This window comes from Nonomuraea fastidiosa, from assembly GCF_042751225.1.
Lineage (GTDB): Bacteria > Actinomycetota > Actinomycetes > Streptosporangiales > Streptosporangiaceae > Nonomuraea > Nonomuraea fastidiosa.
Window position 1 is genome coordinate 3365117 of sequence record NZ_CP170570.1, and the last position, 20999, is coordinate 3386115.

The following is a 20999-nucleotide window of genomic DNA, read 5'->3' on the forward strand; positions in this document are numbered from 1 at the left end:
GGGATGAGTTCGTGCGTACGTTGATCGTGCTGCGGCACGCCAAGGCCGCCCACGTGCCGGGCCTGGCCGATCGCGAGCGCCCGCTGACGGACCGGGGCGAGCGGGACGCCAAGCGCGCGGGCGAGGAGATCAGGGCGGCCGGGTTCGTCCCCGATGTGGTGCTCTGTTCGCCGGCGGTCAGGACGCGGCGCACCGCCGAGCTGGCCTTCCCCGGCGTCGAGGTCAGCTACGAGCGGGACATCTACCAGGCGTACCCGGACGAGCTGCTCGAGCTCGTACGCCGCTGCGACCCCGAGGCGGCCACGGTGGTGCTGTGCGGCCACAACCCCGGGGTGCACGAGCTGGCGCTGGGGCTGGCGGGCGGCGACTACGGCTTCCGGCCGGGGTCGTTCGCGGCGATCGCGGTGGAGTCGCCATGGGAGGAGCTGTCCCCGGGCGAAGGCCGCCTGATCTCCCGGTGGGCGCCGGAGAAGGACTGAGCCGTCAGGAGGCGGTCAGCACGCCGTCCTCGGCGTCGGCCGCCTCCACCTCGTCACGCGAGATCCCGAGCAGGTAGAGGATCGAGTCGAGGTACGGCGTGTTGACCGCGGTGTCGGCGGCCTGCCGGACGACGGGTTTGGCGTTGAACGCGATGCCGAGCCCGGCCGCGGCGATCATGTCGAGGTCGTTGGCGCCGTCGCCGATGGCCACGGTCTGGGAGATGGGCAGCCCGGCCTCGCGGGCGAACCGCTCCAGCGCCCGCGCCTTGCCGGGCCGGTCGACGATCTCGCCGACGACGCGCCCGGTGAGCTTGCCGTCGACGACTTCGAGGACGTTCGCTGCGGAGTAGTCGATGCCGAGCTCTTCGACGAGGGCGTCGGTGATCTGGGTGAAGCCGCCGCTGACGATGGCGAAGCGGTAGTCGAGCCGCTTGAGCGTGCGGACGAGCGTGCGGGCGCCGGGCGTGAGCACGACCTGCTTGCGCACCTGCTCGAACACGGACTCGGGCAGCCCTTCGAGCAGGGCGACGCGCCGCTTGAGCGACTCGGCGAAGTCGAGCTCGCCGCGCATGGCCTCTTCAGTGACGCGGGCGACCTCTTCCTGGCAGCCGGCGTGGGCGGCCAGCAGCTCGATGACCTCGCCCTGGATGAGGGTGGAGTCGACGTCCATGACGATGAGCCGCTTGGCCCTGCGGGACAGGCCGGTGCGCTGGACGGCGACGTCGACCTCCTGCTGAGCGGCCTCGGCGGCCAGCTCGACGCGCAGCGCGGCCGGGTCGGCGCCGGAGACCGACAGCTCGATGCAGGTGACGGGCCACTGGGCGAGGCGCTCGATGCGGTCGATGTTGGCGCCGGCGGCGGCGATGCGGCCCGCGATGCCCGCGATGGCGGCGGGGGAGAGCGTGGTGCCGAGCACGCTGACCGACAGCCGGCCGCGGCGGCGCTGCTCCTTGGCCTGGGAGCCGGTGGACAGCTCCACCTCCATGCCGAGGTCTTCTGCGACGCGCTCGACGGCGGTCCACATGGCTCCGAGCGTGGTGCCGGTGCCGGTGGAGGGCCCGCCCGCGTACGCGACGAGCACGCCGAGCGTCAGCCGGCCTCTGATGACGACCTGCTCGATGTCGGCCACCGTCACGGGGAACTGCGACAGCACGGAGAAGAGCCGGGAGGTGACCCCGGGGCGGTCGGGGCCGGTGAGCGTGATCAGGAGGGTGCGCTGGTCCACATCCAGTCACGGTACTGCGCCCGATCCGATGCTCGCGCAGCAGGGCGCGGATTCGGGGTCGGGCGCAGTGCGGCCGGAGCTAGCGGACGACCTTGGTCTTGACCGTCTTGGCGTAGCCGTGGACGGGGATGCCGAGCCGGTCCAGCTCCTCCTTGCTCATGTCCTCCATGCCCGTCTGGACGTCGTAGGAGACGATGCCGAGCCTGGCGGTCTGGGTGCCCCTGGCCTTCTTGGTGAGCCGCACGTCGAAGATCATGGCGATGGCCTCGCCCTTCTCCACGACCTTGGGGATGAAGCAGTAGAGCGCCCGGCCGTCGAGCTCGCACTCGGTTCCCTTGACGCTGGAGCGGTAGTAGACCTTCTTCAGGTCGATGCCCTTGGGGAACTGGCCGCCGAGGAAGTAAAAGTCGGCGTAGTGGGGGCCCTTGTTCTGGGCGATGACGGTGTAGGAGATCTTTCCGCCGGCCTTGACCTTCTTCGGCGCCTTGACCGACACGTCGAAGACGGAGAAGGGCTCGGCCTGCGCGGCGGCGGCCGACGCGGTGGCTGACGTGGTGGCCGACGCGGGGACGGCGGTGAGCAGCAGGGCGCCGGCCGTTAACGCGACGGTGGCGACCTTCGGCAGTGTGTTTCGCATGCAAACGTCTCCGTTGCGGACGGGAAACGGGGACGTGTCACCTAAGGCCCCCGTAAATGTTGGCTTTTCCTATCACGCAGGCAAAAAACATGTAAAGCCTATTCCTGCAGGATCAGATGCGTGTCGCCGAACTCGTGCCACAGGTAGCCCGCGCGCAGCGCCTCGTCGTACGCCCGCGCCAGCGCCCGCTCGCCCGCGATCGCGGCCAGCATCATCAGGTGGCTCGACCGCGGCTCGTGCAGCCCCGTGATCAGGCCGGTGACCGCCCGTACGCCGCCCTGAGGCGTCACCACGTGCCTGGTCCACCCCCTGGCGGCGGTGACCTTCCCCGAGGCGTCCGCGGCCGTCTCAAGAGCCCGTACGACGGTCGTGCCCGCCGCCACCACGCGGCCCCCGCCGCGCCTGGTGACGTTGACCAGCCGGGCCGTGGCGGCGGGCACCTCGTACCGCTCGGCGTAGGGCGGCTCGTCCTTCTCCGGCGAGGCCACCCCCGTGTGCAGGGTGATCGGCGCGATCCCGATCCCGCGCGAGACCAGCGCGGTCACCAGCGCGTCGCTGAACGGCCGCGCCGCGCTGGGCATCTCCGCGCTGCCCGGCACGGTCGCGAAGACCGTCTGGTACGCCTCGATCGGCCAGTCGCGCTCCACGTACGCGTACCGGATCGGCACCCCGTGCACCCGCAGGTACGCCTCCACGTCCCGGTCGAGCGCGGCCCGCCACAGCCGGGGCGTGGCCCGCTCGATGAGCCGCAGCGTGGCGCGTCCCGGCAGCGGCAGCCACTCGCCGGGCTCGCCGCCCGCGTACGGCTCGGTGGCGATGCCGGCGCGGCGGCGCAGCTCCACCAGCCAGGTGCCGTCCTGCTCGGCGGTGGAGAAGTGCACGGCGAGCCGGTCGAGCCGGACGGCGGCGGGCAGCGTCGCGGAGTTGTTGACCACGATGAGATCGCCGGGGTCGAGCAGGTCGGGCAGGTCGTGGAAGCGGTGGTGGCTCGGGGCGAGGTCGCCGCGCGTCAGCAGCAGGCGTACGGCGTCCCTGGGCGTGCCGCGCGCCTCGGGCGGTTCGTGGGCCGACAACTCGGGCGGCAGCGAGAAGTCGAGCGCCGCGGTCATTGCAGGCTCACCTTGCCGCTCGCCGGGCGCGAGCTGATCAGGTCGTACAGGGCCGCGGCGACCTTGGCGGGGTCGGTGGCGTTCGCCGCCTCGCCGGCGCCGACGGCGTCGGCCAGCATGCGGGTGTTCATCTCGCCGGGATCAACCCACCACACGCGTACGCCGGGCTCCTCGGCGGCCAGCACGTTGGAGAGCTGCTCCAGCGCGGCCTTGCCGGCGCCGTAGCCGCCCCAGCCCTCGTACGCGCCGGTCGCGGCGTCGGAGGTGACGTTCACGATCGAGCCGCCCGCGGCCCGCAGCGCCGGCAGCGTGGCCTGGATGAGCGCGAGCGGCGCGGTCACGTTCGTCTCCAGCGCTCGTCTGAAGGCGTCCAGCGGATAGTCCGCGAGATGCGGCAGTGGCGTCGCGCCGAGGTCGCTGGCGTTGTTGACCAGCAGGTCCAGCTCGGGCGCGGCGGCGGCGAGGCGCGCCACGTGCTCGGGGTCGGTCACGTCGCCGGGGATCGCGGCCGCGCCCAGCTCGGCGGCGGCGCGGTCGAGGTCGGCGGCCCCGCGGGCGGTCAGGACGAGTTTCCAGCCCGCCGCGCCCAGCGCCCTGGCCAGGGCCAGGCCGAGTCCGCGTGAAGCTCCGGTGATGAGTGCGGTGTTCGTCATGTGACCGACGCTAGGAACGGGCGGCGCTGCGGACATCGGGCCGCGGGCCCGCCCCCGCCTGGGCACTTCGTCCTAGGACCATAGAGTGAGGCACGTGCCATCCGACAGAGACGCGATCCTTCAGGCGGTGAGCTCGGCCGTGCTCGCGGTCACCCGCCACCTGTCGGTGCGCGAGGTGCTGCAGGTGATCGTACGCTCGGCGCAGCGCCTGCTCGACGCCCGCTACGCCGCGCTCGGCGTGCCCGACGACGACGGCTCGTTCGCCGAGTTCGTCGCCGAGGGGCTGACCGACAAGCAGTGGGAGGCGATCGGGCCGCTGCCCCGCCAGCACGGCATGCTCGGCGCGATGCTCCGCGACGGCAGCCCGGTCAGGCTCCCCGACCTGCGCAAGGACGAGCGGTTCGAGTGGTGGCCGAAGGCCCACCCGGTGATCAAGGACTTCCTCGGCGTGCCGATCCGCGACGGCGACGAGGTGCTCGGCATCATCTTCCTCGCCAACAAGCGGGGCGGCGGCGGGTTCACGGAGGCCGACCAGGAGCTGCTCACGCTGTTCGCCGCGCACGCCGCGATCGCGCTCACCAACGCCCGCCTGTACGAGCACAGCCGCGAGCTGGCGATGCTGGAGGAGCGCAACCGCGTGGCCAGGGAGCTGCACGACGCGGTCAGCCAGAACTTGTTCTCGCTGCGGCTGTCGGCGCAGGCGGCGGGCGCGCTGCTGGACAAGGACCCGGGCAAGGCCGCCGCCGAGCTCGACCGGGTCCAGCGGCTGGCCGGCGAGGCGATCTCGGAGCTGCGGGCCGTCATCGTGGAGCTGCGGCCGGCCGAGCTCGACCGGCACGGGCTGAGCGAGACGCTGCGCAAGCAGGTACGCTTGCTCGACCGGTTGCACCCGCCCCTGGTGGTCTTCGAGTGCGGCGAGCTGCCGCCGCTGGCCGCCGAGGTCGAGGTGGCGGTGCTGCGGGTGGCCCAGGAAGCGCTGCACAACGCGCTGCGCCACTCCGGCGCCGAGACCGTACGCGTGCGGCTGGCCTGCGAGGACGGCACGCTGGTGCTGACCGTGCGCGACGACGGCAGTGGCTTCGACCCGTCGCAGCCGCAGCGCGGGCTCGGGCTGGCGTCGATGTGCGACAGGGCCGAGTCCGTCGGGGGCGTGCTGACGGTCGAGTCCGCCCCCGGCCAGGGGACGACCGTACGCATGGAGGTGAGCGCGTGATCCGGATCCTGATCGCCGACGACCATCCGGTGGTGCGGCAGGGGCTGCGCACGTTCCTCGACCTTCAGGACGACATCGCGGTCGTCGGCGAGGCCGGCGATGGCGCGCAGGCCGTCGAGCTGGTCGCCGAGCTCTCGCCCGACGTGCTGCTGCTCGATCTGAAGATGCCGGTGCTCGACGGGCTGGGCGCGCTCGAACGCCTCACCGGCACGCCGACCAGGGTGGTCGTGCTGACCTCGGTGAGCGACCCGGCCGACGTCGGCCCCGCGATGCGGGCGGGCGCCGCCGGCTTCCTGTACAAGGACGTCGATCCCGAGGCGCTCGTGCAGGCCGTACGCGCGGTGCACGGCGGCCAGGTGCTGCTCGCCCCCGAGGCGGCCGAGGCGATGCTGGCCTCACCGGGCAACGGCCCCGCCCCGGGCCCCGTGCCGCTGACCGAGCGCGAACGCGAGGTGCTGGCGCTCATCGCGGCGGGCCGCTCCAACAGGGAGATCGCGCGCAGCCTGGCGGTGGCGGAGAAGACCGTCAAGACGCACGTGTCCAACGTGCTGATGAAGCTCGGCGTGCAGGACCGCACTCAGGCGGCGCTCTACGCCGTACGCCACGGGCTCGGCTGAGTCACTGGTAGGAGACGGGCTCGAAGATGGCGTGGTGCGCGGCGATCAGCGCGCGGCGCACGGCACGGTCCAGCTCGCGCAGCGCGCGCTCGCGTACGGCGAGCTGCCCGGAGGTGAGCCCGCGCGAGTCGGCCAGGCGCAGCACGGCGGCCAGTCGCGTGGCGAGCGCGGAGACCCGGTGGGCGCGTGCGGGATAGCCGGGGGCCAGCTCGCCGCCCCCGCCCAGGCGGCCGGGGCGGTCGCCCGCGGGCCCCTCGACGGACGTCAGGGCCTCGGTGGCGGCGCGCATCGTGTCGGACAGCTCACGCTCGGCCTCGGCCAGCGAGGGCAGGTCATGGCGTACGGGGCCGGCGTCGTGCACCTCGAAGCGCACGCCGGCGTACGACGAGCCGCGCAGGTCCGGATGGGGCACCAGGCCGAGGTTGCGGTCAGCGAGCACCGCGATGACGGCCTGCCCGGCGTCGACCGCTGCGGAGTTGAACGCGGGCGGCCCCGACAGCCCCAGCGGGTCTCCGGGCACCGGCAGGGCGAGCCGCAGCTCGCGCAGGCCGTCGGCGCGCAGGTTCGCGAGATGTTCGCGCAGCCGCAGCTCGCCCACGACGGCGGGCCCGGCCGCGGCTTCCACCTGGTCGGCCGCCTCGTCGAGGCCCACGTGACCGGACAGCCACGCGTTGCCCCAGGCGACCAGTGATGGGCTGACATTCGATTCAGGGCGCACCGGTCCACGATAAGCGGTCGCCCTGCAATAGGTTTGTCCCCAGGGTCACTCCTAAGGAGGTATCGGGGATGGGTGGTCAGGTGCTGCGGCTCCAGGACGTCGCCGTCAGGCGAGACGGAGCGGCCCTGCTGCGCGGCATCGACTGGACGGTCAACGCCGACGAGCGGTGGGTCGTCATCGGGCCCAACGGCGCGGGCAAGACGACGCTGCTGCAGGTCGCGGCCACGCTGCTCTATCCGAGTGAGGGCGTGGTCGAGGTGCTGGGCGAGCGGCTCGGGCAGGCCGACGTGTTCGACCTGCGGCCGCGCATCGGGCTGGCCAGCGCCGCGCTGGCCGAGCGCATCCCGCCGGAGGAGAAGGTCATCGACCTCGTGCTGACGGCCTCGTACGCCATCATGGGCCGCTGGACCGAGGAGTACGACTCCAACGACGTCACCAGAGCCGTCGAGCTGATCGACATGATGGGCGCCGCCCACCTGATCAGGCGCAGGTTCGGCACGCTGTCGGAGGGCGAGCGCAAGCGCGTGCAGATCGCCCGCGCGCTCATGCCCGACCCCGAGATGCTGCTGCTCGACGAGCCGGCGGCGGGACTCGACCTGGGCGGCAGGGAGGATCTGGTGCGCCGGCTGTCGCTGCTGGCCGGCGACTACCGCTCGCCGACGCTGGTGCTGGTGACGCACCACGTGGAGGAGGTGCCGGCCGGCTTCACCCACGGGCTGCTGCTGCGGCACGGCTCGGTGGTGGCGCAGGGGCCGCTCGACCACGTGATGACGGCCGACAACCTGTCGCAGACGTTCGGGGTGCCGCTGTCGCTTGAGCGCAGCGCGCAGGGCCGCTGGTACGCCAGAGCCCACTGATCGCCGTTTCGTACGGTAAAGAACGCCCCAAGAGGAAACCCCCTAGGATCTACGGAGTCGGTTTCCTCGGCTTCGGAGCGTCGCCATGTCCGTCGAGCAGCTCGTCGTCGCCCTCGTCGTGGTCGCGGCGGTGGGCTTCGGGGTGGCCCGTACGATCCGCATCATCCCCCAGGCCACGGCCGCCATCGTCGAGCGGCTCGGCCGCTACCACCGCACGCTCTCACCCGGGCTCAACCTCGTGGTGCCGTTCATCGACCGCATCAAGGACGTGATCGACCTGCGCGAGCAGGTGGTCTCGTTCCCGCCGCAGCCGGTGATCACCTCCGACAACCTCGTGGTGTCCATCGACACCGTCGTCTACTTTCAGGTCACCAACCCCAAGGCGGCCACGTACGAGATCGCCAACTTCCTGACCGGCGTCGAGCAGCTCACCATCACCACGCTGCGCAACGTCGTCGGCGGCATGGACCTGGAGCGCACGCTGACCTCGCGCGAGGAGATCAACACCGCGCTGCGCGGCGTGCTCGACGAGGCCACCGGCAAGTGGGGCATCAGGGTCAACCGGGTCGAGCTGAAGGCCATCGACCCGCCCGCCTCCATCCAGGACTCGATGGAGAAGCAGATGCGCGCCGACCGCGACAAGCGGGCGGCGGTGCTGAGCGCCGAGGGGCAGCGCCAGGCGGCGATCCTGGCCGCCGAGGGCGAGAAGCAGGCGGCGGTGCTGCGGGCGCGCGGCGAGGCGGAGGCGGCCGTGCTGCGCGCACAGGCCGAGGCCGAGGCGCAGGCGATGCGGGCCAAGGGGCAGGCCGACGCGATCGGCATGGTGTTCAAGGCCATTCACGAGGGCAACCCGACCCAGCAGCTCCTCGCCTACCACTACCTGCAGACCCTGCCGGAGATCGCCAAAGGCGACGCCAATAAAATCTGGATCGTCCCATCCGAAATGGGAAAGGTCCTGGAAAACCTGGGCGGCCTCTTCACACCCCCCAAGGGTTCGGACACCCAGTGAGAGTCCGGCGGGCTGCGCGGTCCTGACCGGGATGATGTGACGGCAGTCCGATCGGGAGGGTCGTGTGACGGGGTGGGAGCTGGCCGTCGTCGTCGGCGTCGGTGTGATCGCCGGCGCCATCAACGCGGTGGTGGGGTCGGGCTCGCTGATCACGTTCCCCACGCTGGTGGCGCTCGGCGTCGATCCCGTCGTGGCGAACGTCTCCAACACCGTCGGCCTGGTCCCGGGCTCGTTCTCGGCCGCGTACGGCTACCGCGCCGAGCTGCGCGGGCAGCGTGACCGCCTGCTGCGCCTGGGCGCGGCCTCCACGATCGGCGCGCTGATCGGCGGCGTGCTGCTGCTGTTCCTCGATCCGAGCGTGTTCGAGGTCGTGGTCGTGGCCCTGATCGCGCTCGCCTGCGTGCTGGTCATGGTGCAGCCGAGGCTCAACACGTGGATGGCCGCCCACCGCGATATGCCGCACCCGCACGGCGGTCCCGCGCTGTGGCTGGGCGTGCTGGGCGCGGGCGTCTACGGCGGCTACTTCGGCGCGGCGCAGGGCGTGCTGCTGATCGGGCTGCTCGGCATCTTCCTCGACGACGGCCTGCAGCGCATCAACGCGGCCAAGAACGTGCTGGCGCTGACCGTCAACGGGGTGGCCGCGCTGCTGTTCGTGATCGTGGCGGACGTGGACTGGCAGGCCGCCGCCGGGGTGGCGTTGGGCGCGATCGTCGGCGGCTGGCTGGGGGCGCGGCTGGGCCGCCGCATCCCGGCGCCGATCCTGCGCGGCATCATCGTGTGCGTGGGTATTGTGGCGATAATCGTACTGGTGTACGGATAACTCCACCTGGGTATGACTTTGTCATGAAAGGTGACCGGGTGGAGATCGTCATCGACGCGGGTGGCTCGTCACCCCGCACATACGAGATCACGGCCACCCGCGCCGGACGGCGGGTCGAGGTGGCCACCCGGCGCGGGCTCGTCGAGGTGAGCGAGGTCACCAGGAGCGGCACGCCGGTGCGCACCGCGCGGTTCATGTCCAGCCGCATTCTCGCCCTCGTGGAGCATCCCGCCGACGAGTCCTAGCGGAAGTCGGCCGCGTGGTCCTCGGCCCACTGGCGGAACGTCAGGGCCGGGCGGCCGAGCAGCCGCTGCACCGTGTCGGTGGCCCGCTCGGGGGCGTCCACGAAGGAGCCCCAGGTGGTCAGCGCCTGCTCCACGAACGCCGCGTCGCCCCACGCCTCCATGAGCTGCTCGCGGGCCTCCGCTGGCGGCTGCTCCTCCCAGCGCACCTCGCGCCCGATGACCTCGCCGATCACGCGTACCTGCTCGATCTGGGTCAGCTCGGCGGGGCCCGTCAGCGCGTACGCGGCGCCGCTGTGCCCGGCGGAGGTGAGCACGTGCACCGCGACCGAGGCGATGTCCCGCTCGTGGATGAGCGCCCGCGACGCCTGCCCGAACGGCCAGCGCACGACGCCGCGCCTGATCTGCTCCGCCCACACCAGCGTGTTGGCCGCGAAGCCGCCGGGCCGCAGGAACGTCCACTTGAGCGGCGTGCGCCGGATGAGCCGCTCGATCGCCGCGTAGTGGGTGTTCTCGCCGCCCGGCACGTGCGCCGACAGGTAGACCACCCGCCGCGCGTGCCTGGCGATGGCCTCCACCACCTCGCCGGCGTTGCCCACGTTGAACTCCGGCCAGAGCAGGAAGACGCTCTCCACGTCCTTCAGCGCGGGCTCCAGGCTCTCGGGAACCGTCAGGTCACCCTGTACGGTCTCCACGCCCGCCTGCACCTTCTCCGGCCGCCTCGCGAACGCCCGTACGTCCAGACCGGCTTTGGCGAGCCGGGACACCACATGTCTGCCCACATTGCCGGTCGCACCGGTCACCAGGATCTTTCCCATGCTGCGACCGTAGGACCTCAACCAAAGTTCAGGTCAACCCCGGCCGCACCTGAATCGTGCCGTCGCGCCTGATCCGGGTCTCGAACACCGGGGCGGGCGCCGTCGCCGGCCCGTGCTTCACCGAGCCGTCCTTCAGCCGGAACGTGCTGCTGTGCCACGGGCACACCACGCACGCCTCGCCGTCCTGCATGACCAGCCTGCCCTGGTGCAGCGGGCCCGCGAGGTGCGGACAGCGGTCGCCCAGCACGGTCACGCCGTCGCCCTGGCGCAGCACGAAGAGCTGGATGTAGCCGAGCCGCCGCGCCACGGGCCGCCCCTCGGGCAGGTCCTTGATCGGGCACAGGTCGTGCCAGCCCAGCGGCACCAGGTGCGTCACCTGCGGCGCGTGGTTGGCGCCCGCCGCCTGCCGGTGCGCCAGGTGCCCGCCCAGGTACGCGCCGAGCCCGCCGACGGCCAGGCCCGCGTACGACAGCATCCGGCCGGGCCGCTCTTGCCCGCGCAGGCGGGCCAGCAGCGAGGCGGTGAACAGGCCGAGCGCGGCGGTGTTGGCCAGCATGTGGACAAAGCCCACCCGCTGCTGCTCGCGGTGGAGCATTGACCAGTCGGTCACCCCGGAGGCCGTCGTGGGCAGCGCGTTGACGATGCCGGTCGCCAGCAGCAGGCGCGCGGCCCTGGGGTCGGCGTTCGCGAGGTCCAGCACGGCGGTGGAGAGCCAGCAGCCCAGGCTCACCGTGGCCAGCGACGGGTGCACGGGCTCGCCGAGCGGCACGCCGTGCAGCATGTCGCGCAGGCGGCCCTGGCGCAGCCGCCGGCGTACGACCTTGGCGAGCGCGCGGATCGGCCGGTCCAGGCCCTTCGACTTCTCGAGCCGATCGGCGAGGGCCACCGGCCCGGCGAAGCCCCGGAATTGCCGACGCTTCGCACGTACTGTCTCTTTCACGACAAGTCCCCTACCCCGGGCATGAGGGGATCACTCGGACAGGTGTCCCCTGGCCACGGAGAGTTCGACCAGCTCGAGGGCGTACTTGCCCAGCGACGGCGAGCCTTCCTCGATGATCCGCACCTTCTCCCGAACCTGCGCCGCCGTCACCTTGAACAGCGGCCAGGTGCCCCCTTCGGTGTGGTGGTTGGCCAGGATCGGGGCGAACCTGTCGAGCGCCTTGGCGAACTTCGCCTCCGGCGTCTTGCGCTCCTCGAACTCCTCCCACAACTCCCGCAGCCGCGCTCCCTGCTCGGCGGGCAGCAGGCCGAAAATGCGGTCGGCGGCGGCCCGCTCGGCCTCCGCCTGCGCGGCCACCTCCACCGGGTCGTAGATGAACGTGTCACCCGCGTCGATCTCCACCAGATCGTGCACCAGCAACATGGCCACCACCCGCTGCAGGTCGGTTCCGGGTGGGGCGTGCTCGCCGAGGATCATCGCCAACGTGCCCACGTACCAGGAGTGCTCGGCGGTGTTCTCCCGTCGCGAGCCGTCGATGAGGTGGTTGCGGCGGATGATCCGCTTCAACTTGTCGATCTCGATGGCGAAGGCGATCTGGGCGTTCAGGCGGTCCTCTTCTGGCACGATAGTCACGCGCGACACCCTAATGTGCGGTGATCACCCCGGTTGGTGAAATCGTGACCGGAACTCCGTTGAACACTGCGTTACCACTTGGGGCGTCGATCGCCGTTTCGTCCGTGAGCGCGTTGGCGCTGACGCCCGCGTGATCGGCCGCCACGCGCTGCGCGCTGTCCGCGTGGCCCCAGCCGTGCGGCAGGCTGACCACGCCCGGCATGATCGTGTCGGTCGGCTCCAGCACGACCGTGACCTCGCCCTTCGCCGAGCGCACCACCGCCTCGCCGTTCAGCCCGAGCCTGGCCACGTCGTCGGGGTGGATCTGCAGCGTGCACGTGTTGCTACCGCCCACCAGCGGGGCGACGTTGTGCATCCAGCTGTTGTTGGAGCGCAGGTGCCGCCGGCCGATGAGCACCATCTCGGGCGGGGCCTGCTCGAGCTTGGCGCGCAGCCGCTCGACGTCCTCGATGATGTGCGGGGGAGCCAGCTCGATGAGCCCCGACGCGGTCCGCAGCACCTCGCCGAGCCGCGGCTGCAGCGGGCCGAGGTCCAGGCCGTGCGGGTGGTCGAGCAGTTTGCGCAGCGACAGCTCACCCTTGCCCGACCACTCGCCGTACGGGCCGAGCCGCAGCATCATGTCCAGCCGCCGCTCCGCGCCCGTCTCACCGTCCAGCAGCGCGCGCAGCTCCGCGACGTCCCGGCCCTCCACGCCGGACCCGGGCGTCTGCGTGGCCTTGCGCAGCGTCTCGTCGATGACGTACGCGTCCAGGTCGCCTTCCAGCCCCGAGGCGATGCCCGCCAGCCTGGCCAGGATCTCCGCCTCCGACGGCCGCCCGTCCAGCGGCAGCACCGGCCGCGAGTACCTGGCGTAGTTGCGCACCGCGAGCCCGAGCAGCGAGAAGTCGTAGTGGCCCGACTGCAGGATGCGCGGCGGCGGCAGGATCACGTCGGCGTGCCTGGTCGTCTCGTTCAGGTACGGATCCACGCTCACCATGAAGCCGAGCCGACCCAGCGCCTTGTCCAGCCGGGCCCCGTTGGGCGCCGACAGCACCGGGTTCCCGGCGATCGTCAGCAGGAACCTGACCTGGCCCTCGCCCGGCGTCTCGATCTCGTCGGCCAGCGTGGCCACCGGCAGCTCGCCGTTCGCCTCCGGCAGCCCGCGCACCCGGCTGCGCCAGCGCCCCACCTGGTACGGCCGGCGCCGCCCCGGCGGCTCCGTCGCGGGCTTGGCGAACATCACGCCGCCCGGCCTGTCGAGGTTGCCGGTCAGCACGTTGAGCACGTCCACCAGCCACTGGGCCAGCGTGCCGAACTCGGCCGTGCAGGTGCCGATGCGGGCGTACACGGCGGCCCGGTCCGCCGCCGCCAGCTCCCTGGCCAGCCGCGTCACCACCTCGGCCGGAACCCCCGTACGGGCCGCGACCGCGTCCGGCGGGAAGTGCTTGGCCGCCTCGCGCACCTCGGCCAGCCCGTTCACCTCGTGCCGCAACCTGACCAGGTCCTCGGCGAACAGCGTGTGCACGATGCCGAACAGCAGGTACGCGTCCGTGCCCGGGCGGATGAACACGTGCTCGTCCGCCAGCGCCGCGGTCCGCGTACGGCGCGGGTCCACCACGACCAGCCGGCCGCCGCGCCGCCTCAGCGCCTTGAGCCTGCCTGGGAAGTCGGGGGCCGTGCACAGCGAGCCGTTGGACTCCAGCGGGTTCGCGCCCAGCATCAGCAGGTAGCCGGTCCTGTCCAGGTCGGGCACCGGAATGGCCATCGGGTGGCCGAACATCAGCCCGGCCGCCACGTGCTTCGGCATCTGGTCGGCGGTGCTGGCGGAGAAGACGTTGCGGGTGCCGAGCGCCTTGACGAGCGGGGCGACGTACAGGGCGCCCGCCATGGTGTGCGCGTTGGGGTTGCCCAGGTAGACGGCGGTCTCGCGCCGGTCTTTCACCTGGTCGAGGCCCGCTCGTACGGCGCTGAACGCCTCCTCCCAGCTCGCCTCGCGAAACCGGCCGTCGCGTTTGACGAGCGGGACGCTCAGGCGATCGGGGTCCTCGTCGAGCCGGCCCAGGCTCGCGCCCTTCGGGCAGATGAACCCCTTGCTGAACGGGTCGTCCTTGTCGCCGCGCACGCCCGTCACGCGCCCGGCGTCGTCGAGGGTGAGCGTCAGGCCGCAGACGGCTTCGCAGAGGGGGCAGGTCCGGTGCACGGTGGACGGCATCACGACTCCTGAGTTCGCCGGATGAACTCATCTTCGCGCGGACCGCGCGCATGGGGAAGCCCCGGAGATCGCCGGATCTCCGGGGCCGGGCCGTGTGGGCCGGACGCACGGGGTGGGAGCATGGGGAAGCCCCGGAGCCCCCGCGGTCTCCGGGGCTTCGCTTCCTAGGGACCCGGTTCCCTAGGTCTTCACGCCGCCCTCGGCAGCACCACCTCGGTGCGCAGATCAGGCGGCTCCTCGAAGTCGGTCCGCAGGGCGACCCAGGAGCGGCGGCCGTACAGGCGGTCGAGCCCCGGGGAGATCGCACCGGGCGATTCGTCCCTGCGGACGATCTCCACGAGCACGAACTGCGAGCGCGTGCGGTGCCGGTACACGTTCACGCTGCGGGCCCAGCAGGCCGCGGCGATCTCCTCGGCGTACGCCTCGAACTCCTCGGCGCTGATGCCGGCCCTGACCATGATCAGCGCTTTCTCGCCCGTCACCGTCGGCGTGATCCACAGCACCAGCGGGATCCGTCCCGCCCGGGTGTGCATGGTCGTCTCCATGCACACCCGGTGCAGGCGGTGGCGGGAGACCACGCACCAGAAGTGCGCGGCGACCCAGCTGCGGCCCGCCTTGGTGGCGGCCGGCGCCGACACGGCGCTGGTCAGCAGGACGACCGGCACCCATTGGCCGTTCCGGGTGGCGCCGAAGAGCGCCAGCACGAACAGCGCCGCGGCGCCGAGCAGCAGCAGCTCGGTCCTCGCCCGCCACAGCTTGACCAGCGGCCGGCTCCCGCGGACGGCGGGGAGGTCCTCGTTGGCGGGGTAGATCTGGTTGCGCGGGTTCCTCGCCATCAGGACACCTCCTCTGTCACCTTGCGTGGGAGGCGGAGCTGGTCGAAGCGCGGGTCGCGGTAGCGACGGGAGCCGAACCCCGTCCTGGTCACCGTCCAGCCCATGCGGAAGGCGAACTCGTCCGGCTCTACGCAGATCTCGTAGTCAGCCGAGGCGATGAGGTCCCGGATCCAGGACTTGATTCGGCTGAGTCCCTTGGTACCTTGTGAGTACATAGAAGACCCCTTTCGCGGCATTTAGAGGTGGCTTCTTGGCCGGTCCGACGGCTGATGACCGGTCTCGCCGCAGGGTGGCAGCCCGTGGTGCGACGAAGAATCGGTGGTCAGCCGCGGATCGGCTTTTTGCATGCTCGATCGAGCGAATTCGCGCTGTGCGCTCAGGCGATGACGAAGTCCTTCCGGCAAGTGGCCTCCCTGGGGCGGTGATTCGTTTCCGGGACGGCGACGTTGCCGGGGGCGCGCCCGCCGAACGAGCGCGTGATCATGGCTGGGAGTCCCCACGCGTGCGGCCGATGCGTCATGTCCGGCCTCCTCACCACTCGAGAACCCTCCTAGTTCAGATCGTCCCCCGAGGTCGGCGAAGCTGCAATACTTTGAGCAAGGGAAGATTTAAGTTTCTTCGCTTATTGCCCTGCAACTTGCACGCCAACTGTCATCGCCACGGTACGAGGAGGAAAACCTGGCCCGCCTCCGGCGCACCTGCGAAGGTTGTCCTTGCCCCTACGCTCTCTCCGTGAAAGCCTTCTGGCAAGGCTGTGCGGCACAACTCATGCAACTTGCAGTGTAAGATTGGGCGAACGGCCCAAAAAGCCGGACTGCAAACGATCCCTTCCGGCTACACCTTCATTCCCGAGAAGGAGAGTGGACGGTGCCATCGCAGCAGGGCAGTCCCACAGTACGGCGGCTCCGCTTGGGCCAGGAGCTTCGCCTCCTCCGCGAGCGGCGCAAGCTCACCGGCGCCAAGGCGGCCAGAGACCTCGGCTGGTCCGCCAGCAAGGTCAGCCGCATCGAAGCCGCCAAGACCATGCCCAGCACTGAGGACATCAAGGCCCTTGCCAAGCTGTACCGGCTGGACGGTGACAAACTTGATGAACTCTTCGGCTTGTTGCGTGATGCGGAGCAGCGAGGGTGGTGGGAAGATTACGAGGACGCCCTGCCCGAGGAGTACACGACATTCCTGGGGCTGGAAGCGGAGGCCACCGTTCAGCGCAACTGGGAACCCCAGGCTGTGCCTGGCCTCCTGCAAACCGAGGACTACGCGCGAGAGGTCATCCTGGCCACGCGTGGTATCGCACGCATAACGCACAGTGGTGTCCGTAGTCGCGTCGAGGCCCGTCTGGACCGGCAGCAACGAGTTCTCCACAGGCCGAACCCGTGCCAGTTGAGCGTGGTGCTGGACGAGGCGGCTTTGCTGCGGCAGTTCGGCGAGCCCTCGGTCATGCGGGAGCAGATGGAGCATCTCCTGGAGATGTCCGTCCTGCCGCACGTGAGCGTCCACGTCCTCCCGCTGGATGCACTGCATCCGGTGAACACGGGTGCGTTCATTCACCTGAAGTTCTCGGGTTTTGACGATGTGGTGTATCTGGAACAGCTGTATACAGCCGACTTCGTCGAAGATCTTGAACGGGTCGCCGGATATGAAATGGCATTCGATCATATGAAATCGGAGGCCTTGGATGAGGATGAATCGCGAGTCCTGATCCAGCGAAAGGCGATGCTGTGGCGACGATGACGGCATGACCTCACCAAAGAGGCAATGACGCCTCTGACCCTTTGGGGAGAATATGCACAACGATATTTCGAGGGCGGCCTGGCGTAAGGCGAGCTACTGCAACGGTGCGACCGCGTGCGTTGAAGTGGCGCCCCTGGCGGATGGCAACGTAGCGATCCGCGACAGCAAGCAGGACGACGGGCCTGTGCTTGTGTTCACTCCTGAGGAGTGGGCCGCCTTCGTTGCGGGAGTCCGCGACAACGAGTTCGACCTGGCCACGCTGGGCGCGAGCGCGTGACGAACGGCCCTGGAGAGTGACGTCACCGGCTCTCCAGGGCCGTTCCTTTGTGATGCTGAAACCCCTTTGTTGCATGCGGCCCTGAAAAGGGCCGCTCAATCCCATCAAACGTGTCGACTATGGCCGGGGAAGCGCGACTCCGGCGTGTTTGCTGCGGCATGCTCTACCCCCTCATGGCGTGACCGTGCATTCCGAACTCCTGCGCGGAGTCGGTGATGGCCTCAGGGCTCGTGAGAGGATGCCATGGGTAACTCGGATTCACCTACGAGCGAGTGACTCTCCCGCCTTCTGGATCGCCGGCGCGAACGCGATGTGACGCTCTGAATCGCTATTCGTCTCGGACGTCATCTCCGGTCCGGGATATGACGGTGAATGGCCGGACCACCGGGGGTTGCCCGGTGCCCGGCAAGGGGGGAGTCGGTCATGCGGAGGCGAGGGGCTTTGGGCGGCGGGTGAGGAAGAGGGAGCTGAGGCCCGCAAGTACGGCGAGACCGGCCATCGCCAGAGATGTGGTCATGGGGGCGGAGGACGTGGGGCCGGTGTCGAGGGTGATGAAGAGGGTGCCGATGGCAGCGACGCCGATGACCTGGCCGATCTGCATGACGGTGAGCAGGGCGCCGCTCGCGTCCGCCGCGTACGCGCCGTCCACCTGCTCGGTGGCCAGGTTCGTGACCGCGACCTGCACGCCGAGGCCGGCGCCGACGAGGGCGCTCATGATGGCGTACACCACGCCGCCGCTCGCGGCGAGGCCGAGGCCGACGTAGGCGGGGGCGGCGACCACGTAGCCGAACGGCAGCAGCGGCCGCTGCAGGCGTACGGGCAGGCGCGGCCAGGCGAGCCCGACGAGGCCGAACGCCAGCGCGCACGGCACCAGCATCATGCCGGAGGCGAGCGGGGTCATGTGCAGGTCGCCCTGCAGGTGCAGGGCGGAGGTGAACAGGAAAGCGCCCCAGGTCGCCGGGCCGAAGAGCAGGACGGCGAGGCCGGGCCGCATGCCGGGCGCGCGCAGCACCCGGGCGTCCACGAGCGGCCGGCCGCCCCGGCCGGTGACCCAGCGCTCGACGCGTACGAACACCGCGAAGGTCACCACGCTCAGCGCCATCGAGATCCAGCCCCACAGCGGCCAGCCGAGGTCGCGGCCGAGCACGAGCGGCACCACGAACAGCAGCACGGCCGCCGACAGCGTCACCAGGCCCCACGGGTCGAGCCCGGTCCGGCCGCCGCCCGAGTCGTGGGGGAGCAGGCGATGCCCCGCGATCAGCAACAGCGCGGCGACGGGCACCAGCACCAGGAACACGATCCGCCAGCCGAGCCCGACGCCCAGCAGGATGCCGCCGAGCGCCTGCCCCGCCACGATGCCGCCGCTGATCATCAAAGACCAGAGGCCGATCGCCCGGCCGCGGGCCGCGCCGTGGTAGTTGCGCTGGATCAACGTCAGCACCTGCGGCATCATCATCGCCGCCCCGGCGCCTTGCAGTAGCCGGGCCGCCACCAGCCAGCCCGTCGTGGGGGCGAGGCAGGCGGCGAGCGTGGTCACGGTGAAGGCCGCCAATCCGCCGAGGAACGCTCTGCGGTAGCCGAACAGGTCGCCGACCCTGGCTCCGGTGATCAAAAGGACCGCATAGACAATGGTGTAACCAGCGATGATCATCTGTAGCCCGGCGCCCGACGAGTGCAGGTCGGCCTCGATGGTCGGGGTGGCCACGTTGACGATGTTGACGTTCAGGATGGCCAGGAACTGCCCGAGGAGGATGGTCGTCAGGAGCAGCCCACCGGCTTTGGGGGCCTCCTGCGGGGTGGTCACCCCATCAGAGGACACAACGGTGGTTTGCGACATGTTGTGAAGTCTGCCGTGACCCCAGTACCAGTAACGAGAGCCCATTTATACTGGTATTGGGAGTAACTGGCTAAGTGCCGCAGATGTCACGCATAGTGGATTAATGCAGGTGGCTGAGGCAAGACGTACGGATCTGTCGGCGTTCCTGCGCTCCCGCCGTGCGCGGATCACGCCGGAGATGGTCGATCTGCCGCCGGGCACGCGCAGGCGCACCCCCGGGCTGCGCCGCGAGGAGGTCGCCCAGCTCGCCGGGGTCGGCGTCACCTGGTACACGTGGCTGGAGCAGGGCCGGCCGATCAACGCCAGCCCGCAGGTCCTCGACGCGATCGCGCGTACGCTGCGCCTGGACAGCGCCGAGCGGCAGCACCTCTACCGCCTGGCCGGCCACGTCGCGGATCCGGTGCCGGCGAGCTCCGGGCAGATCACGCCCGAGATGCAGGTCATTCTCGACCGCATGGGTGACATGCCCGCCGTCATCTCCAACGGCCGGTGCGACGCCCTGGCCTGGAACGACGCGTACGCGGCGCTCTTCCCCGAGGTCTGCTCCGCTCCCGAGGGCGAGCGCAACCAGCTCTGGCAGCTGTGCACGCGCCCCTCGACCACGCTCATGCTGGTCGATCACGACCAGGAGCTGGCCAGGCTGGTCGCCGTCTTCCGCGGCGCCTACAGCCGGCACTCCGACGACCCGTGCTGGCAGGACTTCGTACGCCGGCTGCAATCCGAAAGCGCGGTGTTCGCGCGGCTGTGGGCCCGGCAGGACGTGGCCGAGGCGGGGTCGCGGGAGAAGGCGTTCAAGCACGTCGAGCACGGGCTGCTGCGCTTCAGTGTGACGAGTTTCACCACGGTGCCGGAAACGCGGATGCTCGTCTATACGCCGATGGATGACCCGACTCGTACGGCGATGTCCAAGCTCATGGAGGCTCCCCGGTAAACCGCCCTGCATGGCATGCTCGATCCCGAAAAGTCAGGTTTCGAGCGGAAGTGGCGGCATATGAGACTCCCCCGTGCCCTCCCGGTTTTCGCTGCGCTCTTTTCCGTGGCCGCCTGCTCGGCCATCCCGGGAGCTGAGCCGGAACGGCAGCCGCAGCGCAAGGAGGTCCAGCGGCAGGCCGCCGAGGAGCCGACCAGCGAGCCGACCAGGAAGCCCAAGCCCAAGCGGCGGCCGTACACCATCGCCTTCGGCGGCGACGTGCACTTCGAGGGGATCCTCCGTCCCCGGCTCGCCAACCCGCGCACCGCGCTCGGGCCGATCGCGAGCGTGCTGCGCAAGGCCGACCTCGCGATGGTGAACCTGGAGACCGCCATCACCACAGGAGGGACGCCGGCGCCCGGCAAGCAGTACACGTTCAGAGCCCCGGCCAGCGCGCTCACCGCGCTCAAGGCGGCCGGGGTGGACGTCGCGTCCATGGCCAACAACCACGGCATGGACTACATGGAGAGCGGGCTCGCCGACTCGCTGAAGGCGATCAAGCGCGCCAAGTTCCCCGTGGTGGGCATCGGGGCGAACGCGACCGAGGCGTACCGGCCCTATCGCAAGACCGTGAACGGCAACCGGGTCGCGATCATCGGGGCCACCCAGGTGATGGACGCGGAGTTCATCCAGGCGTGGACGGCCACGTCGACCAAGGGCGGGCTCGCCTCGGCCAAGAACGAGGCCGCGCTGCTGAAGGCGGTCAAGCAGGCGCGCAAGAACTCCGACACCGTCATCGTCCACCTGCACTGGGGCACCGAGCTGCAGAAGTGCCCCAACGAGGCGCAGCGCTCGCTCGCCCCCAAGCTGGTCAAGGCGGGCGCCGACGTGGTGGTCGGCGGGCACGCGCACATCCTGCTCGGCTCCGGCTACCTGGACGACGCCTACATCAACTACGGCATGGGCAACTTCGTCTTCTACAACTCCAACCCCGCCACCACCGGCAGGACCGGCGTACTGACGCTGACCATCAACGGGCGGCGGATACTCAAGGACGTCTGGACGCCGGCCACCATCCAAGGGGGAGTGCCGGTGCCGATGACGGGCGCCGCCAGGACCCGCGCGGTGGCCGACTGGAAGGCGCTGCGCTCCTGCACGGGACTGTCCGCCCGCCCCGAATCGGAGTGATGGGGGCCGGGGCTCTTCTCCGCACGCCCGCCTGACGCGGGGACGGCGGGGCCGTGTGA

23 protein-coding genes are annotated in these 20999 nt (G+C 70.6%); 11 read left to right on the forward strand and 12 right to left on the reverse strand.

Features of this window, described 5'->3' with window-relative positions; translation table 11 throughout:
• Window positions 1-11 precede the first annotated feature (11 nt).
• Window positions 12-479, forward strand: coding sequence for a histidine phosphatase family protein (locus tag ACFMQL_RS15340; protein WP_364062113.1), 468 nt, complete (start codon window positions 12-14; stop codon window positions 477-479).
• A gap of 4 nt (window positions 480-483) precedes the next feature.
• Here ACFMQL_RS15340 and serB read toward each other — a convergent pair whose 3' ends face one another.
• The 4 genes from serB to ACFMQL_RS15360 all read right to left on the reverse strand — a co-directional run bounded on the left by serB (window position 484) and on the right by ACFMQL_RS15360 (window position 4103).
• The gene (serB, locus tag ACFMQL_RS15345) at window positions 484-1704 is read right to left on the reverse strand and encodes a phosphoserine phosphatase SerB (protein WP_364062116.1); all 1221 of its coding nucleotides are present in this window, start codon (window positions 1702-1704) and stop codon (window positions 484-486) included.
• Between the two features lie 79 nt (window positions 1705-1783).
• Window positions 1784-2341 (reverse strand): hypothetical protein, encoded by a 558-nt coding sequence (locus tag ACFMQL_RS15350; protein ID WP_364062119.1) that lies wholly within the window; start codon window positions 2339-2341, stop codon window positions 1784-1786.
• A gap of 98 nt (window positions 2342-2439) precedes the next feature.
• On the reverse strand, window positions 2440-3450 hold the full coding sequence (locus ACFMQL_RS15355; RefSeq protein ID WP_378785947.1) for an S-adenosylmethionine:tRNA ribosyltransferase-isomerase: 1011 nt from the start codon (window positions 3448-3450) through the stop codon (window positions 2440-2442).
• Entirely contained in the window at window positions 3447-4103 is a 657-nt protein-coding gene (locus ACFMQL_RS15360) for an SDR family oxidoreductase (protein ID WP_364062125.1), read from the reverse strand. Before ACFMQL_RS15360 ends, ACFMQL_RS15355 begins: the two co-directional genes overlap by 4 nt.
• A 94-nt stretch (window positions 4104-4197) precedes the next feature.
• Here ACFMQL_RS15360 and ACFMQL_RS15365 point away from each other — a divergent pair, with 94 nt between their 5' ends.
• Window positions 4198-5316, forward strand: a complete 1119-nt coding sequence (locus ACFMQL_RS15365; RefSeq protein ID WP_364062128.1) for a GAF domain-containing sensor histidine kinase — start codon at window positions 4198-4200, stop codon at window positions 5314-5316.
• The gene (locus ACFMQL_RS15370; RefSeq protein ID WP_364062131.1) at window positions 5313-5933 is read left to right on the forward strand and encodes a response regulator transcription factor; all 621 of its coding nucleotides are present in this window, start codon (window positions 5313-5315) and stop codon (window positions 5931-5933) included. The genes ACFMQL_RS15365 and ACFMQL_RS15370 overlap by 4 nt, the downstream gene beginning before the upstream one ends.
• 1 nt (window position 5934) lies before the next feature.
• Here the strand turns inward: ACFMQL_RS15370 and ACFMQL_RS15375 are convergent, their stop codons facing one another.
• Window positions 5935-6651 (reverse strand): hypothetical protein, encoded by a 717-nt coding sequence (locus tag ACFMQL_RS15375; protein WP_378785948.1) that lies wholly within the window; start codon window positions 6649-6651, stop codon window positions 5935-5937.
• Between the two features lie 68 nt (window positions 6652-6719).
• On the opposite strand from ACFMQL_RS15375, the gene ACFMQL_RS15380 reads away from it, so the two are divergent.
• The 4 genes from ACFMQL_RS15380 (at window position 6720) to ACFMQL_RS15395 (ending at window position 9582) form a co-directional block, all read left to right on the forward strand.
• Window positions 6720-7508, forward strand: coding sequence for an ABC transporter ATP-binding protein (locus ACFMQL_RS15380; protein WP_364062137.1), 789 nt, complete (start codon window positions 6720-6722; stop codon window positions 7506-7508).
• Between the two features lie 85 nt (window positions 7509-7593).
• Window positions 7594-8517, forward strand: coding sequence for an SPFH domain-containing protein (locus ACFMQL_RS15385; RefSeq protein ID WP_364062140.1), 924 nt, complete (start codon window positions 7594-7596; stop codon window positions 8515-8517).
• Window positions 8518-8581: 64 nt separating this feature from the next.
• Complete coding sequence (locus ACFMQL_RS15390; RefSeq protein ID WP_378785949.1) at window positions 8582-9337, forward strand: sulfite exporter TauE/SafE family protein; 756 nt, start codon at window positions 8582-8584, stop codon at window positions 9335-9337.
• Window positions 9338-9360: 23 nt separating this feature from the next.
• Window positions 9361-9582, forward strand: a complete 222-nt coding sequence (locus ACFMQL_RS15395) for a hypothetical protein (protein WP_364062146.1) — start codon at window positions 9361-9363, stop codon at window positions 9580-9582.
• Here ACFMQL_RS15395 and ACFMQL_RS15400 read toward each other — a convergent pair.
• From ACFMQL_RS15400 to ACFMQL_RS15425, 6 genes are all read right to left on the reverse strand, one after another.
• On the reverse strand, window positions 9579-10397 hold the full coding sequence (locus ACFMQL_RS15400; protein ID WP_378785950.1) for an NAD(P)H-binding protein: 819 nt from the start codon (window positions 10395-10397) through the stop codon (window positions 9579-9581). The two genes, ACFMQL_RS15395 and ACFMQL_RS15400, sit on opposite strands and share 4 nt — an antisense overlap.
• A 28-nt stretch (window positions 10398-10425) precedes the next feature.
• On the reverse strand, window positions 10426-11283 hold the full coding sequence (locus ACFMQL_RS15405; protein ID WP_378785951.1) for a Rieske 2Fe-2S domain-containing protein: 858 nt from the start codon (window positions 11281-11283) through the stop codon (window positions 10426-10428).
• Between the two features lie 84 nt (window positions 11284-11367).
• On the reverse strand, window positions 11368-11979 hold the full coding sequence (locus ACFMQL_RS15410; RefSeq protein WP_364062155.1) for an HD domain-containing protein: 612 nt from the start codon (window positions 11977-11979) through the stop codon (window positions 11368-11370).
• Between the two features lies 1 nt (window position 11980).
• A complete protein-coding gene (locus ACFMQL_RS15415) occupies window positions 11981-14161 on the reverse strand; it encodes a molybdopterin-dependent oxidoreductase (protein WP_378785952.1) in 2181 nt (726 codons plus the stop codon).
• A gap of 188 nt (window positions 14162-14349) precedes the next feature.
• A complete protein-coding gene (locus ACFMQL_RS15420; protein WP_364062161.1) occupies window positions 14350-14997 on the reverse strand; it encodes a hypothetical protein in 648 nt (215 codons plus the stop codon).
• Window positions 14997-15212, reverse strand: coding sequence for a hypothetical protein (locus tag ACFMQL_RS15425; protein ID WP_364062164.1), 216 nt, complete (start codon window positions 15210-15212; stop codon window positions 14997-14999). Before ACFMQL_RS15425 ends, ACFMQL_RS15420 begins: the two co-directional genes overlap by 1 nt.
• Before the next feature lie 652 nt (window positions 15213-15864).
• On the opposite strand from ACFMQL_RS15425, the gene ACFMQL_RS15430 reads away from it, so the two are divergent.
• Both ACFMQL_RS15430 and ACFMQL_RS15435 read left to right on the forward strand, forming a co-directional pair.
• Window positions 15865-16728 (forward strand): helix-turn-helix transcriptional regulator, encoded by an 864-nt coding sequence (locus ACFMQL_RS15430; protein WP_364062167.1) that lies wholly within the window; start codon window positions 15865-15867, stop codon window positions 16726-16728.
• Window positions 16729-16780: 52 nt separating this feature from the next.
• Entirely contained in the window at window positions 16781-17005 is a 225-nt protein-coding gene (locus ACFMQL_RS15435; protein ID WP_364062170.1) for a DUF397 domain-containing protein, read from the forward strand.
• Window positions 17006-17426: 421 nt separating this feature from the next.
• On the opposite strand, the gene ACFMQL_RS15440 is transcribed toward ACFMQL_RS15435, so the two are convergent.
• Entirely contained in the window at window positions 17427-18842 is a 1416-nt protein-coding gene (locus tag ACFMQL_RS15440; protein ID WP_378785953.1) for an MFS transporter, read from the reverse strand.
• 109 nt (window positions 18843-18951) lie between these two features.
• Between ACFMQL_RS15440 and ACFMQL_RS15445 the strand changes: the two genes are divergently transcribed.
• On the forward strand, window positions 18952-19773 hold the full coding sequence (locus ACFMQL_RS15445) for a helix-turn-helix transcriptional regulator (RefSeq protein WP_378785954.1): 822 nt from the start codon (window positions 18952-18954) through the stop codon (window positions 19771-19773).
• 60 nt (window positions 19774-19833) lie between these two features.
• Window positions 19834-20940, forward strand: a complete 1107-nt coding sequence (locus ACFMQL_RS15450) for a CapA family protein (protein WP_378785955.1) — start codon at window positions 19834-19836, stop codon at window positions 20938-20940.
• Window positions 20941-20999 lie beyond the last annotated feature (59 nt).

Coding starts and splice junctions, on each gene's coding strand:
- ACFMQL_RS15350 (WP_364062119.1), bottom strand. CDS start 2,341: ATGCGAAACACACTGCCGAAGGTCGCCACCGTCGCGTTAACGGCCGGC.
- ACFMQL_RS15355 (WP_378785947.1), bottom strand. CDS start 3,450: ATGACCGCGGCGCTCGACTTCTCGCTGCCGCCCGAGTTGTCGGCCCAC.
- ACFMQL_RS15360 (WP_364062125.1), bottom strand. CDS start 4,103: ATGACGAACACCGCACTCATCACCGGAGCTTCACGCGGACTCGGCCTG.
- ACFMQL_RS15380 (WP_364062137.1), top strand. CDS start 6,720: ATGGGTGGTCAGGTGCTGCGGCTCCAGGACGTCGCCGTCAGGCGAGAC.
- ACFMQL_RS15385 (WP_364062140.1), top strand. CDS start 7,594: ATGTCCGTCGAGCAGCTCGTCGTCGCCCTCGTCGTGGTCGCGGCGGTG.
- ACFMQL_RS15395 (WP_364062146.1), top strand. CDS start 9,361: ATGAAAGGTGACCGGGTGGAGATCGTCATCGACGCGGGTGGCTCGTCA.
- ACFMQL_RS15400 (WP_378785950.1), bottom strand. CDS start 10,397: ATGGGAAAGATCCTGGTGACCGGTGCGACCGGCAATGTGGGCAGACAT.
- ACFMQL_RS15415 (WP_378785952.1), bottom strand. CDS start 14,161: ATGCCGTCCACCGTGCACCGGACCTGCCCCCTCTGCGAAGCCGTCTGC.
- ACFMQL_RS15420 (WP_364062161.1), bottom strand. CDS start 14,997: ATGGCGAGGAACCCGCGCAACCAGATCTACCCCGCCAACGAGGACCTC.
- ACFMQL_RS15425 (WP_364062164.1), bottom strand. CDS start 15,212: ATGTACTCACAAGGTACCAAGGGACTCAGCCGAATCAAGTCCTGGATC.
- ACFMQL_RS15435 (WP_364062170.1), top strand. CDS start 16,781: ATGCACAACGATATTTCGAGGGCGGCCTGGCGTAAGGCGAGCTACTGC.
- ACFMQL_RS15440 (WP_378785953.1), bottom strand. CDS start 18,842: ATGTCGCAAACCACCGTTGTGTCCTCTGATGGGGTGACCACCCCGCAG.
- ACFMQL_RS15450 (WP_378785955.1), top strand. CDS start 19,834: ATGAGACTCCCCCGTGCCCTCCCGGTTTTCGCTGCGCTCTTTTCCGTG.